The following is a 14712-nucleotide window of genomic DNA, read 5'->3' as shown; positions in this document are numbered from 1 at the left end:
AAAAATTGACATAATCGATAGTAGTAACTATAATAGTTACAACTGGAGGGTGATTACTTGAAACAAATTAGCACTCGTTTTTCTATAGCGGTGCATACCCTTTCCCTGATTGCCATAAGCCCTGTGGACTGTACCGGAGATTTTATCGCAGGGAGCGTAAATACGAATCCGGTAGTGATCCGCAGAATTATGAGCATGTTAAAAAAAGCGGGGCTGGTGGATGTCCGTCCGGGAGTAGGTGGAGCTACATTGGTCCGGGACCCGGCTCAAATCACGCTTCTCGATATATATCGCGCCGTCCATGTGACGGAAGAGAACCGGCTGTTCCGAATTCATGAGAATTCCAACATTCAATGTCAGGTGGGCCGGAATATCGAGAAGGTTCTGCAGGAGGAATTGGCCGAGGCCCAAACCGCTATGGAGCAAAGATTGGCACAAACGACACTGGATCAACTGATCCACCGATTCAATTGAAAATAAGCCTCTTGAAGAGGCTTTATTTTATACATTTGTTGTAACATAAATAGTTATAACAATAAACATTACAACACATATGGAGGTATGGGATATGAAGATGCTAGTAACTGGAGCGACAGGGAAACTGGGCAAGAAAGTGGTGGAACATCTGCTGAAAACCGTGCCGGCCAGCCAGTTGGCCGTTAGCGTGCGCAATCCGGAAAAGGCGGAAAACTTGCGGGCCTTGGGTGTGGATGTTCGTCAAGGCGACTTTGATGTTCCCGAAAGTCTTGATTCGGCTTTTGCGGGAGTCGACCGCATGCTGCTGATTTCCGCGGACGGGGATAACGAAACACGAATCCGTCAGCATACCAACGCCGTTGAGGCGGCCGTCCGGGCAAAGGTGGGCTTTATTGCCTACACCAGCCTGGCCAATGCTCAGGACAGCAAGCTCTTCCTGGCTCCTACTCATCAAGAGACAGAGAAGGCGATTATGAAGACGGGCATTCCCTACGCTTTTTTGCGCAACAACTGGTACCTTGAGAATGAAATCTCAAGCGTTCAAGGCGTCCTCGCGGGAGCACCGTGGGTAACCTCGGCGGGGAGCGGTAAAGTCGGATGGGCTTCACAGCAGGATTACGCCGAAGCCGCGGCGGCGGTTTTGTCCGGAACAGGCCACGAAAATACGATTTATGAGCTATCCGGCAAACTGCTCAGTCAAGAGGAATTGGCATCCGCAGTCGGCAAGGTGCTGGGGAAAGAGGTTCCCGTACAGCAGGTCGATGATGCGACTTACGCGGAAATCATGAAAAATGCCGGCGTTCCCGATTTCGTTATCCCGATGCTGGTCAGCATTCAACAGGGCATTCGGGAAGGGGATTTGGAAATCCGGAGCGACGATTTCGAGAAAGTGCTTGGCCGTCCGCTAACGTCGCTGGACGATGCGCTCCGTCAACTGGTCCGGACTTTGTCCTGATTGGGCTGAGTTTTGTGCCGCAGGTGGTAAGATCCAACCTATCAAAGCTGCAAGAATATCCTTTCTTGCGGCTTTTTTTATTTGCGGACAATCGTGCTGATCCAAGAGGGGAGTCATGGAAGGTTTGGTTTAGTTGTGATAGAATTAGATCAAATTTATAGGATTTTATCAGCTTAATGAAATAAGCCGAAGGAGTTGATTTCCACTGAAGAACCGTGAAAGCGCCATCTTTGAATCCGCATCGATTTCCCCGTTGGAGAACCGGATTGCCAGTGTATTCGTCCATGTAACGGATTTAAGGAAATCCGCGGAATGGTACAGCCGTTTGTTAGGCCTTCCGGTTTTTGAGGAGCGGCTTAACGGCGGGCCCGTGTATTGGTTTGAGTTTAAGGGAACTCATCTGATCCTTGATTCGAATACGGCAAACCGGCAAAACCCGGAGTGGGATGAAAGCATGAAGCCAAGGATCATGTTCAAAACCTCAAATTTGGAGGAAGCTTACCGATACGTCCTAGAGAAGGGTGAGACCATCCTTGAGCCGGAATATCACGGAACAATGGCGTATTTCAATTTCCGCGACCCCGAAGGAAATGCGCAGATGGTTTGCTGGAGCGCTTCTCCGGCCGAGGATACCGAATTCATAACGGAAAGTCCGATTTTGCCGAAAATAGGCGGGGTGTTTGTGGATGTGAAGCATATCCCGGAGACGGCGCGCTGGTATTCCGATCTGCTGGGCGTCCCGTATGATGCTTCCGCGGCAGGCGGAGCGATATACTCGGTTCCCATGGCAGATGGCGCCGCACTTTTGCTTGATCGGAACGGCTTTATGAATGGCGGTGCATTCACAGAGCCTTTATATTTCGAAACGGAACACTTTGATGTGGCGCTGGAATATATCTCGCGTCAGGGGTTTCAACTGACGGGGGAGCCCGGCTATTTTCCCGACTTGAAGGAAGCGGCTCTGCTGGATCCCGACGGCCATCGCATTATTGTGGCTCAAATGATGAGCTAGGAAGAGTGGGGATTTTTATTTTTTGCTTGACAAAAAACAGGCTCTTGCTTTAATCTGGTAAAAATTATGGAAGCTGTGCAGGAAAGGATGTGAACCAGGATGAAAACACGGATGTTTTTCGTTGAAATTCCAAACTTGGAACAGTGGTCCCTTTATGAGGAGAGCCGCTTATTTCTTCGTGCCCGGAATAGATCTTCATCCTCTTCACGCGGAGTGCTCGAAATATCCTTCTGTATTCGTATAGGTACTGCGTAGGCATTCAAAAATATGTCTATACGTTTTGGATATAAGGCCGCTGAGGAAACTCGGCGGCTTTTTTGCATCTATGTTATCGAAAAAAAGTAAAAAAAGGGTTGACACCCAAAAAAAGCCGTGATAACATCAAATCAGTAAAACGGTAAAACATTAAAGCGATAATGCATGAAAGTAATATCGGATAACGAAAGTACGACAAATTTACGAAGAAAGGAAGGGATAGGTTATGAAAACACTTTTTACGTCTTATTATGCCGAGACCATGTTCAACGAGACGCATCCGTCCAGCCAGGATTGGCGCGAATGCGAGAATAACGAGTTGTTGGCCGGCTTATACGAGGCCTATCTCGAGCCGATTATGAGTAGCTTTTACGTACCGCGTTTAGTCCGTATCATCCTGAAGGGAGGAGGAACGGTACTAACGTGATTGTGAATCGCGGACCGTTCTGAATCCAGATCCGTAGATCCATAGTTTTGTACGTAAAAGGCTGCTTGCACCTTCGCAAGTGGTCCATTTGTGCTTGCCTTCGTCAGCTCATGAAGTTGAATGAGGCCGGTTCAATGGAACGCTTGGAAGGGGAGTAGTCTTTTTTGATCCCCTATAAGGGAACGTATGTGCGATAATTGGGAATCCTTACCGTGCGGTTGTGATGGAATGGCAGACATGCGGGTCTTAAAAACCCGTGAAGCGTCAGCTTCGGTTGTGGGTTCAAGTCCAACCGGCCGCACCAAAAGTACATAACATACGGTTCGCAAAGTGTGAGTCGGTCACTTGCCGGGTTAGTTACGGTGGCCGAACGAAACACAAGCTGTAAAAAATCAGCGGGAGTCAAGCCCGCTCCAAGCCACGATTTACCGTAGTCCATCCACACAGTTTTCATGGCGTGGTGGTGAAATTGGAGAACACACCGGCCTTTCACGCTGGGATTTGTGGGTTCGAGCCCCGTCCACGTCATTTTTCTCCAAATAGGGGTCCATGTCCTCGGCGGCGAGTCTGCCTCCAAAGCAGACTGAGGTGGGTTCGATGCCCACGGCCCCTGCCAATTTTAACATGTACCGATGGGTGAGAGGTTGAAACCGCCAGACTGTAAATCTGGTCCGTAAAAAGCGCGCTGGTTCGAATCCGGCTCGGTACATTTCTGTTCACTTGGCGGCCACAATAACATAAGAATAAAAAAACCAACATTGCCGCTAGATGGGCAAATCCGGTCCGATCCAAGGACCGTCAAATCCAAAGCGAAAGGAAGAAGCCAGCCTTGCAGTACAGGTGAATCCCATGAAAAGAAAAACACGTCAATACCCATTTATTCATGAAACGACATTCCGGAATACGACGGAGCAGGATCTGGAATTTAGCGATGTGCTGAATCGGATTTCCCGTTTCGTCACGGCCGATCCAAGGGGAGTTTATGATCTCGTGATCACGACCGACGCACAGACGCATCCGGGGCATACCAAATTCGTCAGTTACATTGTGGTGTACCGTGTCGGAAAAGGAGCTTGGTTATGCAGCCGTCAGGTGATCCTGCCCCGGGAAATCTATTCCGTTCAAGAAAAGCTGTCCTTGGAGACCTCTTTCAGTCAAGAAATTGCTGCTCAGTTTGGTTATGAAGAACGAGCCGTCCTTGAAAATATCATTTTGCCGCACATGGAACAAGGCGCGGATATCCGGTTTATCGTGGATATTGACGGCGGGAGCGGGCCGAAAAACAAAACCGCAGCCTACCTGGCCGAAATGGTGGGTCGCATTGAAGCGATGGGATTGATCGCAAGGGTTAAGCCGGAGTCGGTAATGGTAAGCATCGCGGACCGCGAAACCAAAAAACCGTATCCCTTCAAGGTTGTTTCGATTTGAGAACCGCGGCGGTATAGGAATATGAGGCGGAGGCTGCGACTTAGCCATCGCCTCTTTTTTATTGCATTTTTTTCTTCAACCCTGGATGATAGGAGTAATATTTTGGGGAGGTTGAACATGGAAATCGTCAAGCTGCAGGAAAAAGATATCCGTCCAGCGCTCGAGCTGGTCTGGAGCGTATTCCAGGAATTCGAAGCTCCGGAGTATACCGACGAGGGTGTGAAGGCATTTAAACAGGTCATCTCGTACGAGACGGTGTTAGAGCGGTTCAGACGGGGGGAGATCCACTTTTGGGGGAGTAAGGAAAAGGAAAACGGGGAATGGAACGGCGTTATCGCCACGATGGGAGAAAGTCATATATTCTTGTTATTCGTAAAACGAGAGCACCACCGGCAAGGGATAGCGAACCGGTTGTTCCGTACCGTGGAGGAGCGTTACCGGTGCTTGCCGGATATCAAACGGATGACGGTAAATTCCTCGCGCTTTGCCGTTCCGTTTTATCGTCGTCTTGGTTTTACGGAGACCGACAAGGAGAGGACGGTTAACGGAATCCGATTTACGCCGATGGAGTTCATGTACTAATTTGGAAATCTGTTACCTGCCATACAAAATTCAAAATTCGAACGTGCTAAGATGTTCCTCGCGGCAACGCAAAAGAAACCAAAGAGGAACAGGAGTGGGTTAGGAGTTGAAGAAAGAAATTGCATGGTCTGCAAGTAAGCGTTGGACTGCGGTAACCTTGGCGTTCTTGATGCTGTTTGGCAGCGTCTTTTTCGCTGCTGAACCGGGGACGGCTTTGGCGAAAGCGGAAATTACCGCAACGGCGACCGCCGAGAGCGGGGAAGTCCAGCCGGGTTCAAGCACAACGATTCAAGTTCATGTCACATCCTCCGAGTCGAGCGCGCTTATGCTCGATGTGGGGATCTATGACGCTTCCCTGCAGCCGGTCGACCGAATCATTATCGATCCGGTACACGTTGTGGCCGGTGAACCGAAAACGGTGCCGGTCGTCTGGAACGTTCCGGGGACACTGGCCAAGGGGAAATATTGGGTTAGTTTCGGCGTGTTCGGTTCGGGCTGGAGCTCGAGCGTGAACGAATGGTTCGCCGGCGCGGCGAAGTTTGCGGTCGGAGGCGGCGGGACAGGGCCGGTAACGCTGCCGGTTCCAACCGGTTTGACGGCCGTGCCGCAAAAAGACTCGGTCGCCTTGCAGTGGAATTCCGTCACCGGCGCGACGTATTATGAGTTGGAAGCGGACGGAGCCGTCCTTCAGTTAGGAGCGGTTACAACCTATAAGCATGCGGGATTGGAGCCGGATACGCAGCATAGTTACCGCATCCGGGCGAAGAATGCCGAAATGACCAGCGACTGGAGTCCGGTTGTCACGGCGCGAACGCTATCCGATGTCATTACTCCGGTTTCCGACATTAAGCTGGAAGTCTCCTGGAACCCGACGGAGTTGTCGACATCCACGCTGGGGCCGAATTTTAAAATTACGAATACAGGCAGCCGGGCGATAAAACTGAGCGATTTGAAGGTCCGGTACTATTTTACGGTGGATGACGAAGATATTCCGCTGTACATCGGCTTTTGGAGTACGGTACCGAAAGAAAGCGTAGTTCCGCAATTTATCACGATGCCGATTCCCTCCGCCAAAGCCGACACGTATTTGGAACTCGGTTTTAAACCGGACGCCGGCAATTTGAGTCCGGGCGGATCGGCTACGATCGGTACCTGGATCTATAAAAAAGATTATCCTTCATTCGATCAAAGCAATGATTATTCGTTTACGGACTCGAATAGCTCCGTGGCTACTACAAAAGTGACCGCCTATTTGGACGGTAAGCGAGTTTGGGGCGAAGAACCGGAGCTGTTGGATATGCCGTCTTCTCCAACCGGGATCACAGCAAGTCCCGCGGATACGACAATCACATTGTCCTGGCAGCCTGTGGATGGCGCGGTTTCCTACGTGGTTAAAGCCGATGGCATCCCTCACGAGGTAAATGGGACCTCCTTTACCCACAAATGGCTGAGAACGGGAAGCCGCCACACGTACAAAGTGAAGACCAAAACGGCGAGCCAGGAAAGCGCATGGAGCGGCCTTCTTACGGTCAAAACAACCGGGGAGCAAGTGATTCCGGCACCTGTGAACCTTCGGGTGACAAAGACGGATACGTCCATTAAATTGACTTGGGGGGCTCCGCCGGACGCGGAAATTACCGGTTACGACATTGAAGTCGACGGCCAAGTTAAGGACAATGGACTGGAAAAGTCCTATGCGCACGAAAACCTGGCACCGGGTTCCGTGCATACCTACCGGGTACGTGCCAAGGAGAACGCGACGCTCGGCGCGTGGACCGAGCTTTTGACGCAAAACACGACAAAGACGCCGACGGGAGCGTTCGACGTGCGGATCGACGTGGATACATCAAAAGACCGAGCGCCGATCAGTCCTTACATTTACGGGACGAACGACGATTTGACCGATACGGAGAAATGGACGTCCCGCCGTGTGGGAGGAAACCGTCTAACTACTTACAATTGGGAGAATAACGCTTCGAATTCCGGCGCCGACGAAAATTACCACAGCGATTATTACGTCGCTCACTACTACGGCGGTGTGCCGTGGAGCGAGAAACCGACGGAGCCGGGAATCGGGATCAGCGGCTTCCACAACAAATCGCTGCAATACGGCGCATACACGCTCGCTTCGCTGCAGATTGCCGGATATGCGGCAAAGGATGCGAACGGTTATGTGCGTGATGGCGAACAGGCGCCTTCATCCAGATGGGTGGAAGTGAAGCCGGAGAAAGGCGGGCCGTTCGATGCGGCTCCAAATCCGAACGACGATGCGGTATACATGGATGAAATGGTCAATTACTTGGTGAAAAAACACGGGGACGCTTCGACGGCCACGGGGATTCGCGGTTACGAGCTCGATAATGAGCCGGGATTGTGGGTTGATAACCACAAGTACATTCATCCGGGACCGGCTGGCGCGGAAGAAGTTTTGAGCAAGGGTTTGGCGACAGCCAAAGCGGTCAAAAAGGTGGACCCGCAAGCTGAAATTTTCGGGCCGGCCACCTTTGGTTTCGACGACCTGTACAGTATGCAAGCAGCTCCGGATTGGCCGCAATTGCAAGGCAATTACGAATGGTATGTCGATTACTATCTCGACAATTTCCGGGTGGAAGGCCAGAAGCTCGGGGGCAAGCGTCTGCTCGACGTGTTGGATCTCCACTGGTATCCGGAGACCTCCGCGGGAGGACACCGGATTCAAGATAAAGATGGCAACAACGTGCTGGCGACGAATCTGGCCCGCATGCAGGCCCCGCGCCAGCTATGGGATCCGAGCTATTCCGAATCGAACAGCCGTTTCTTCCTGTTTCACAGTCAGTTTTTCCCGCTGATTCCGAAACTGCAGCAGTCGATCGATACGTACAATCCAGGAACCAAGCTCGCGTTTACGGAATATAACTACGGCGCGGAAAACAACGTATACGGCGGGATTGCCCAGGCGGACGTCCTCGGGATCTACGGCAAGTACGGCGTATATATGGCTCATTTCTGGAGAATGACGGGCGGGGTCGAACCTTCCACGTATATCACTCTGGCGATGAGACTGTACAACGACTATGACGGCAACAATTCCAAATTCGGCGACACAAAGGTTAAAGCCGAAACTTCCGATATCGAAAACAGTTCGGTCTACGGGTCCGTATACCGGGACAGTGACGATAATCTGCATCTGATCGTGCTGAACAAAAACAATGATTTCGAAATGAACGCGAGCTTTAACATCGCCGGCGGAACCACTTACAAGTCGGCCCGCGTCTGGGCGTTTGACGGCGAGAACGCAGCGATCACGGAGCGTCAGCCGGTTAACAATATAGAGGATAATCGGTTTACTTACACGATTCCGAAACTGACCGCTTGCCATATCGTTCTCAGCGCAAACTGAAGCTGACAGGACAGCACAGCCCGGCTACCGCCGGGCTTCTTTTATAAACGTACAAATAAAGTAGGAGGAAGGGAATCGATTGAGAGCGTTTACGATTGATCAATATGGGGAAAATTCGCTTTTGCGCATGACCAACCAGCCCCTCCCTGAAATCGGGGAGCATGATGTGCTTGTCGAGATCCATGCCGCGAGCCTGAATCCCATCGATTACAAGATTAAGGAAGGGAAGATGAAATTTCTTCTTCCCTATCGCTTTCCACTGATCCTGGGCAACGATTTCTCGGGCGTCATCGTAAAAGTCGGCTCCAAGGTCACCGCTTTGGGGCCCGGTGACGAAGTTTACGGCAGACCGCGAAAAAGCCGGATCGGAACGTTTGCCGAGTATATTGCGGTGAATGAGGAGGAGGTCGCCGTAAAGCCCGTGAATCTAAGCTTTGCCGAGGCCGCTACGATTCCGTTGGTGGGGCTTACCACGCTTCAGGCCTTTACCGAGAAGTTGGACCTGGAGATGGGGCAGAAGATATTGATTCACGCGGGGGCGGGCGGAGTAGGCACTTTCGCTATTCAATTGGCCAAGGTGATGGGCGCTTATGTCGCCACAACCGTTAGCGAAAGCGGCTATGAATTGGTGAAATCTTTGGGAGCGGATCGCATCATCAATTACAGGCAGGACGATTTCGCGGATTTGCTTCGCGACTATGACGCCGTATATGACACGTTGGGAGGAGCGGTCTTGGAACGGTCTTTTCAAGTTCTTAAACCGTTTGGAAGAATCGTATCGGTAGCGGGAGTTCCCAACGCCAGTTTCGGAAGGGAATATGGGCTGGCGTGGTGGAAAAATCTGCTGCTCGCCTTCGCCGCAAGAAAAATAACGGCCTTGGAAACGAAGTTCCAGGCGGAATATTCTTTTCTTTTTATGAAACCTAGCGGTAACCAATTGTCGTATCTGAGCAACTTGATTGAACGGAATCAAATCAGGCCCGTCATCGATCGGGTTTATGATTTTCAGCAAACGGAAGAGGCCCTGGCGTATCTCAAAACCGGTCGGGCCAAAGGAAAAGTGGCGGTGAAGATGAAATAAGTCGGTTAAATCGAGAGGGCATGAGCGGAGGAGGAATTTCCGTTCATGCTCTTTTGACCACTTCGAAATTGTCCGTAATGAGCAGCCAATTCTGCGGAAACGGAAGGCCCAACTTCCAGTAACTCATGCCGCGGAGCCTTAACTCCTTCATTAGATCAAACTTGGCCTGAATGGACCGGGCATCTTCAAACCAGACCTCATGGCGTTTTCCCTCGGCATCGGTATAGTGGAAAAAGGGAGCCTGAGCATTCCAATTATATTGGATTTCCGCCCCGTACTGCGCCGCGATCCGTATCGCCTGCTGCGGACTGACGGCTCTGGCCGTGCTTCCCGGAGTGAAGGGAAGGGTCCAATCATAACCGTAAAGATTTTGGCCCATCATGATTTTGGAAGCCGGAATCTCACTCAGGGCATACCGGAGCACTCTTCTGACCGGCCCGATGGGGGAGACCGCTTGAGCCGGCCCGCCGCTATACCCCCACTCATAAGTCATAATGACCACGAAATCCACAATCTCCCCATGAGCTCGATAATCGTGTGCTTCATACCATTGCCCCTGCTGCTGCCGGCTTGTTTTTGGCGCTAACGCGGTGGATATCAGCCAACCCTCTTGCGCAAAAAGCGATTTGGCTTTGCGTAAAAAGGTGTTGTAAGCTTCGCGGTCAGCCGGCCTTAAAAATTCAAAATCAAAGTGGATATCCCGGAAGCCGTAGGTCCGTGCCGTCCGGACGATCGTATTCAAAAATGTGTCTTGAACGGGGATGTCGTTAAGCAGGATTCGGCCCAGTTCGTCGCTGAAGCGATCGTTCTCCTGGTTCGTAATCACCATCATCAGCACAGCCTGATTCGCAGCCGCGATGGCGGGAAAGTCATTTAGAGGCGGCTCTTTTAACGAACCGTCACGCCGAGCCTGAAAACTGAACGGAGCCAGGTAGGTCAAATAAGGAGCGGCGTTTCGTGCACTGCTCTCGAGTTCCGCCGATACGACGGTTCCACGTGGTTCGACGTAAGCATTGAACTCGGCTCGATACTTCGGCCTCGGGGGGATATACAGACGGGTCCCTATCGAAAGCGTTTGATTCGGATTGATGCGGTTGATTTCAGCCAGCCGCTGATACGGTATGTCATACAATAGGGCAATCGACCATAAGCTTTCACCGGGTTGAACCCAATAGTAGCTGCCTTCGATCGGTACGACCAAAGTCTGCCCGACCACTAACCGGTCGGGATTCGGAAGCGCGTTCGCTTCGGCGATTTGATTAACGGATACCCCGTAAGCCCGGGCGATACTGTAGAGGGTTTGGTTGCGTTGAACGGCATGGATTTGCATTCTTTTGCCTCCCTCGAGATTTGTCTCCGAGACTATCTTATGAGAGAGATGAGTGAGGATATGACGTATCCGGAAATTAAGGAGGAACTGCCCAAATCAGGCTTTGGCGAAAATGGTTTCCGTATAGAACAGCTCCAGGATCAAATGTTCGTTGTAGTTGCCGAAACCTTTTCCGAACAAGGTCAATCCGCCGATATGCAGCGAATCGTCCTCCACGGATAACCCGAAGGTCCACTGTCTACGGCGAATGTCGATGTCCTCCAGCGTCACGTCCGACAGCCGCAATCCATCCATAAACGTCCCCTCGCCGGTAATCCGCAGCCGCTTCAACAACCCGTACTGATTCGTTTGGGAAGGCCACCAGTCGGGGGTAAACTTGCCGCGCTTGTCCCCATAATCCCCCGGACTCGTCCAGGTGCCCAGCGTGACGCCGTTAAACCGGAAAGTGATATCGGACGGATAATTATTATTGGTACCGGGGGCTTCCGAGGCGATTTCCATCGTCAACACAAGCTCCGTAGGCTGCTGGCTCGACAGCAGATAATTCGGGGCTTTATATTCGATGAATCCTTTATTGAACCATAACACGGCGGCGTCAATCCGTTCCGGCTCCCAAAAATAGCGGGGATCGTCGAAAGTGCCGATAATTTTGTCGGTCGTCGCCAGACCGCAGGTCGGTTCAATGTAGAAATCGGAATAGTGGCCGACCGGGATTTCAACGCGATGACTTTGGCGGGGCGGTAGAGCGTTTCCGAGTAAACGGATTTCCGCGGCCGAGACGCCAAGCGAGCACATTTTTTGCAGCCCGCTTTTGCCGGGCATCATTTGTGTCGCAATCAGTCCCGCTTCGGACAACTTGCGGACATGCATCGTCATGATGGCGCTGGAAAGGCCCGTACTGGCGGCCAATTCTTTCACGTTCATCGGCCGTTCGGCCAATAGCCGCAATACGTGCAAGCGTACCGGGCTGGCAAGCGCTTCGTATACAGGAAGCGAATCCGGTGAGAGGTCTAATTTCATGTAACATCCGCCTTTTAAATATGATTAATGTTTATATTACTCAAGTGCTCACGGGTTTGCAAGATAAAACAAAAATGCTCGAATATAACCTGAAAGGGAATTGACGAGGATGGTTTTCCATGGATATAATATTTATGTAAATGTGAATTAATTAATAAATATATTAATTATGAGGGAGTGATGATCGTGACTTTAAAAGGAATTTTAAACGCCGATCAAGGACGAGGAAAAATCAACCGCCATATTTATGGACATTTTTCCGAACACTTGGGCAGATGCATTTACGAGGGAATTTGGGTTGGCGAAGATTCCTCCATTCCAAATACAAACGGTATTCGCAACGATGTAGTGAAAGCGCTTAAGAATATAAAAATTCCCGTTCTCCGCTGGCCGGGAGGCTGTTTTGCGGACGAATACCACTGGAAAGACGGCATCGGTCCGAAAGAGAACCGCAAGCGGATGATCAACACCCACTGGGGCGGTGTGGTCGAAAACAACCATTTCGGCACCCATGAGTTCATGGAGCTCTGCGCCCAATTGGAGTGCGAACCTTACATCAACGGAAATGTGGGAAGCGGTACCGTACAAGAAATGTCGGAGTGGGTCGAATATTTGACGTTCGGCGGCGTTTCGCCGATGTCGGAACTGCGGGCTCAGAACGGCCGCAAGGAGCCTTGGTCGGTAACTTATTTCGGCGTCGGGAACGAAAACTGGGGCTGCGGCGGGAACATGCGTCCCGAATATTACGCGGATCTCTACCGCCGTTATCAAACTTATGTCCGTAATTATGACGGCAATAAGATTCACCGAATCGCCTGCGGTCCGAATGTGGACGATTACAACTGGATGGAAGTGCTGATGCGCGAGGCGGGAAGATTCATGGATGCGATCACGCTCCACTATTATACGCTGCCGAACGACAATTGGCAGGATAAGGGGGCGGCGACGGGATTCGACGAGAACGCCTGGTTCTCAACTCTGAAAAAGGCGCTTCGCATGGACGAGCTGATTACCCGGCACAGCACGATTATGGACAAATATGATCCCGAGGGCCGGGTCGGATTGATCGTGGATGAATGGGGGACCTGGTATAACGTCGAGCCCGGCACCAACCCCGGATTTTTGTATCAGCAGAATACGATCCGGGACGCGCTGGTCGCCGGACTGACGTTTAACATTTTTCATAAGCACAGCGGCCGCGTAAGAATGGCGAACATCGCCCAAACGGTGAATGTCCTGCAGGCCGTCATCTTGACGGAAGGCGAGAAAATGATTCTGACGCCGACGTATCACGTGTTCGACATGTACAAAGTGCATCAGGATGCCGAATCGCTTGATCTCGCCTTGGAGACCGGAAGTTACCGGATGGGTGGCGAAGAAATTCCCGCGGTGACGGCTACAGCATCGCGAGACGCGGCAGGTAATATCCATATCAGCTTCTGTAATTTGCAGCATCAGGCGGAAGGAAAGGTGGAACTCGCCCTGCGCGGCCTGGTTTCAGGCGATGTCGCCATCACGGGAACGACGCTGACGGGCGACAAATGGGATGCGCACAACACGTTTGACCAGCCGGAAAACGTAAAGCCCCGGACATTTGACGATTTTGCGGAAGAGGACGGCAAGCTGGCCGTAACGCTTCCACCGATGTCGGTTACGACTTTAAAACTGGCGGTGAAAGGTTGATTCGGCATGGCGGATACGTCTTGCAAGGCTTGCCGGGACGATTATAAAGTCACGGAAGCCCAGATGGAACGGCTGCTCAAGACCACCATGTTCGCTCCCGAACGCCGGGTCAGCCAAGAAAGCTATGAGGAACGGCTGCGAATTTGCGGGGAATGTCCGAAATTCATGGACGGCGGGACCTGCATGTCCTGCGGCTGCATCATTCCGGTAGTGGCTTGGCTGAAGGAGCGTTCTTGCCCTTTGCCCGGCGGCGGGTTGTGGCAGGCTGAAATAGGATCGTGAAGATGACAAGGTTGCCTAAATCGGCAGCCTTGTTTTTTTAACCCTTGCGAAGGGAAAGTTTCACGGAAAAATTAAATTGTCTATGGGAAAATGTTAAAATTTATTGACAATTTGAATTTAATCGTGTTTCATTTTAGTAAACGTTGTTGAATTCATTTCAATTTAGGAGAACGCGCTTGTGGAACTAGGCAGTAAAATACGAAAGATACGCAAGGCACAGAACCGGAGTCTGGATGATATCGCCAAGGCCTGCGGGTTCACCAAGAGCTTGCTGTCCAAAATCGAAAACGGGAAGACGGTCCCCCCGATCGGAACGCTGATTAAAATAGCCGAAGCGCTCGGGACCAAAATTTCCATCCTGCTGGACGATCAAGACATAAACGGAACGGTATTCACCACGCACCGGATGAGTCTGGATAAAATGGTCCAGACGGATAAAGGATATGCCTTTTCCGCGATCGCGGCGGAGCGCCCGGAGAAGTGGATGCAGCCCTTCTATTTCGTCGCCAGAAAAGGGAAAACCGGAAAAAGAACCGTTTCCCATGTCGGTCAAGAGTTTATTTATGTGCTTGAAGGTACCATGATTTATTACGTCGGAAAAGAAGAATATACATTGAACGCCGGCGACAGCTTGTATTTTGATTCGGTTGAAAATCATAAGTATGTGCTCGTAACGGACGAAGTCAAATATTTATCCGTGTTCTGCTCCAACTCAAAAGCCTAATACAGTCTCTCGATGATGCTCATGCAGGAAATCTTGTAAAACGTGGCAGTTTAAACTTCCAATTTACTTGAATCCCT

At 51.1% G+C, this 14712-nt stretch carries 13 protein-coding genes and 4 tRNA genes; 15 read left to right on the top strand and 2 right to left on the bottom strand.

Going from position 1 to position 14712, the window contains the following annotated elements; genetic code table 11:
- Positions 1-57 precede the first annotated feature (57 nt).
- From FRY98_RS26870 to FRY98_RS26815, 12 genes are all read left to right on the top strand, one after another.
- Positions 58-474 carry an Rrf2 family transcriptional regulator gene (locus tag FRY98_RS26870; RefSeq protein WP_148457778.1) on the top strand — a complete coding sequence of 139 codons (417 nt, stop codon included), beginning with the start codon at positions 58-60 and terminating at the stop codon, positions 472-474.
- 94 nt (positions 475-568) lie between these two features.
- Positions 569-1432 carry an SDR family oxidoreductase gene (locus tag FRY98_RS26865; protein ID WP_148457777.1) on the top strand — a complete coding sequence of 288 codons (864 nt, stop codon included), beginning with the start codon at positions 569-571 and terminating at the stop codon, positions 1430-1432.
- A 253-nt stretch (positions 1433-1685) separates the two neighbouring features.
- On the top strand, positions 1686-2444 hold the full coding sequence (locus FRY98_RS26860) for a VOC family protein (RefSeq protein WP_170287203.1): 759 nt from the start codon (positions 1686-1688) through the stop codon (positions 2442-2444).
- A gap of 481 nt (positions 2445-2925) precedes the next feature.
- Positions 2926-3126: a hypothetical protein gene (locus FRY98_RS26855; RefSeq protein ID WP_148457775.1), complete on the top strand. Its 201-nt coding sequence runs from the start codon at positions 2926-2928 to the stop codon at positions 3124-3126.
- Between the two features lie 214 nt (positions 3127-3340).
- A tRNA-Leu gene (locus FRY98_RS26850) sits at positions 3341-3430 on the top strand.
- A 150-nt stretch (positions 3431-3580) separates the two neighbouring features.
- A tRNA-Glu gene (locus tag FRY98_RS26845) sits at positions 3581-3654 on the top strand.
- Between the two features lie 13 nt (positions 3655-3667).
- Positions 3668-3742: transfer RNA gene (locus FRY98_RS26840), tRNA-Trp, on the top strand.
- 10 nt (positions 3743-3752) lie between these two features.
- Positions 3753-3835 (top strand) — tRNA-Tyr (locus FRY98_RS26835).
- Positions 3836-3975: 140 nt separating this feature from the next.
- On the top strand, positions 3976-4554 hold the full coding sequence (locus tag FRY98_RS26830; protein WP_148457774.1) for a ribonuclease H-like YkuK family protein: 579 nt from the start codon (positions 3976-3978) through the stop codon (positions 4552-4554).
- Positions 4555-4671: 117 nt separating this feature from the next.
- A complete protein-coding gene (locus FRY98_RS26825; protein WP_170287202.1) occupies positions 4672-5136 on the top strand; it encodes a GNAT family N-acetyltransferase in 465 nt (154 codons plus the stop codon).
- A 106-nt stretch (positions 5137-5242) separates the two neighbouring features.
- On the top strand, positions 5243-8515 hold the full coding sequence (locus tag FRY98_RS26820; RefSeq protein WP_148457772.1) for a glycoside hydrolase family 44 protein: 3273 nt from the start codon (positions 5243-5245) through the stop codon (positions 8513-8515).
- A gap of 79 nt (positions 8516-8594) precedes the next feature.
- Positions 8595-9596, top strand: coding sequence for an NADP-dependent oxidoreductase (locus tag FRY98_RS26815; RefSeq protein ID WP_148457771.1), 1002 nt, complete (start codon positions 8595-8597; stop codon positions 9594-9596).
- 43 nt (positions 9597-9639) lie between these two features.
- Here the strand turns inward: FRY98_RS26815 and FRY98_RS26810 are convergent, their stop codons facing one another.
- Positions 9640-10926, bottom strand: coding sequence for a LysM peptidoglycan-binding domain-containing protein (locus tag FRY98_RS26810; protein WP_148457770.1), 1287 nt, complete (start codon positions 10924-10926; stop codon positions 9640-9642).
- A gap of 96 nt (positions 10927-11022) precedes the next feature.
- Positions 11023-11946, bottom strand: a complete 924-nt coding sequence (locus FRY98_RS26805; protein ID WP_148457769.1) for an ArsR/SmtB family transcription factor — start codon at positions 11944-11946, stop codon at positions 11023-11025.
- A gap of 180 nt (positions 11947-12126) precedes the next feature.
- On the opposite strand from FRY98_RS26805, the gene FRY98_RS26800 reads away from it, so the two are divergent.
- From FRY98_RS26800 to FRY98_RS26790, 3 genes are all read left to right on the top strand, one after another.
- Entirely contained in the window at positions 12127-13629 is a 1503-nt protein-coding gene (locus FRY98_RS26800) for an alpha-N-arabinofuranosidase (RefSeq protein ID WP_148457768.1), read from the top strand.
- Between the two features lie 6 nt (positions 13630-13635).
- Entirely contained in the window at positions 13636-13911 is a 276-nt protein-coding gene (locus FRY98_RS26795; protein WP_148457767.1) for a DUF6171 family protein, read from the top strand.
- A 178-nt stretch (positions 13912-14089) separates the two neighbouring features.
- Positions 14090-14635 (top strand): helix-turn-helix domain-containing protein, encoded by a 546-nt coding sequence (locus tag FRY98_RS26790; RefSeq protein ID WP_148457766.1) that lies wholly within the window; start codon positions 14090-14092, stop codon positions 14633-14635.
- The last annotated feature ends 77 nt before the right edge of the window (positions 14636-14712 follow it).

It is taken from the genome of Paenibacillus faecis, from assembly GCF_008084145.1.
Taxonomy (GTDB): domain Bacteria; phylum Bacillota; class Bacilli; order Paenibacillales; family Paenibacillaceae; genus Fontibacillus; species Fontibacillus faecis.
Note: the sequence above shows the minus strand (reverse complement) of the source record. Positions and strands in the feature narration are given on the sequence as shown.

Coding starts and splice junctions, on each gene's coding strand:
- FRY98_RS26865 (WP_148457777.1), top strand. CDS start 569: ATGAAGATGCTAGTAACTGGAGCGACAGGGAAACTGGGCAAGAAAGTG.
- FRY98_RS26855 (WP_148457775.1), top strand. CDS start 2,926: ATGAAAACACTTTTTACGTCTTATTATGCCGAGACCATGTTCAACGAG.
- FRY98_RS26830 (WP_148457774.1), top strand. CDS start 3,976: ATGAAAAGAAAAACACGTCAATACCCATTTATTCATGAAACGACATTC.
- FRY98_RS26825 (WP_170287202.1), top strand. CDS start 4,672: ATGGAAATCGTCAAGCTGCAGGAAAAAGATATCCGTCCAGCGCTCGAG.
- FRY98_RS26810 (WP_148457770.1), bottom strand. CDS start 10,926: ATGCAAATCCATGCCGTTCAACGCAACCAAACCCTCTACAGTATCGCC.
- FRY98_RS26805 (WP_148457769.1), bottom strand. CDS start 11,946: ATGAAATTAGACCTCTCACCGGATTCGCTTCCTGTATACGAAGCGCTT.
- FRY98_RS26800 (WP_148457768.1), top strand. CDS start 12,127: ATGATCGTGACTTTAAAAGGAATTTTAAACGCCGATCAAGGACGAGGA.
- FRY98_RS26795 (WP_148457767.1), top strand. CDS start 13,636: ATGGCGGATACGTCTTGCAAGGCTTGCCGGGACGATTATAAAGTCACG.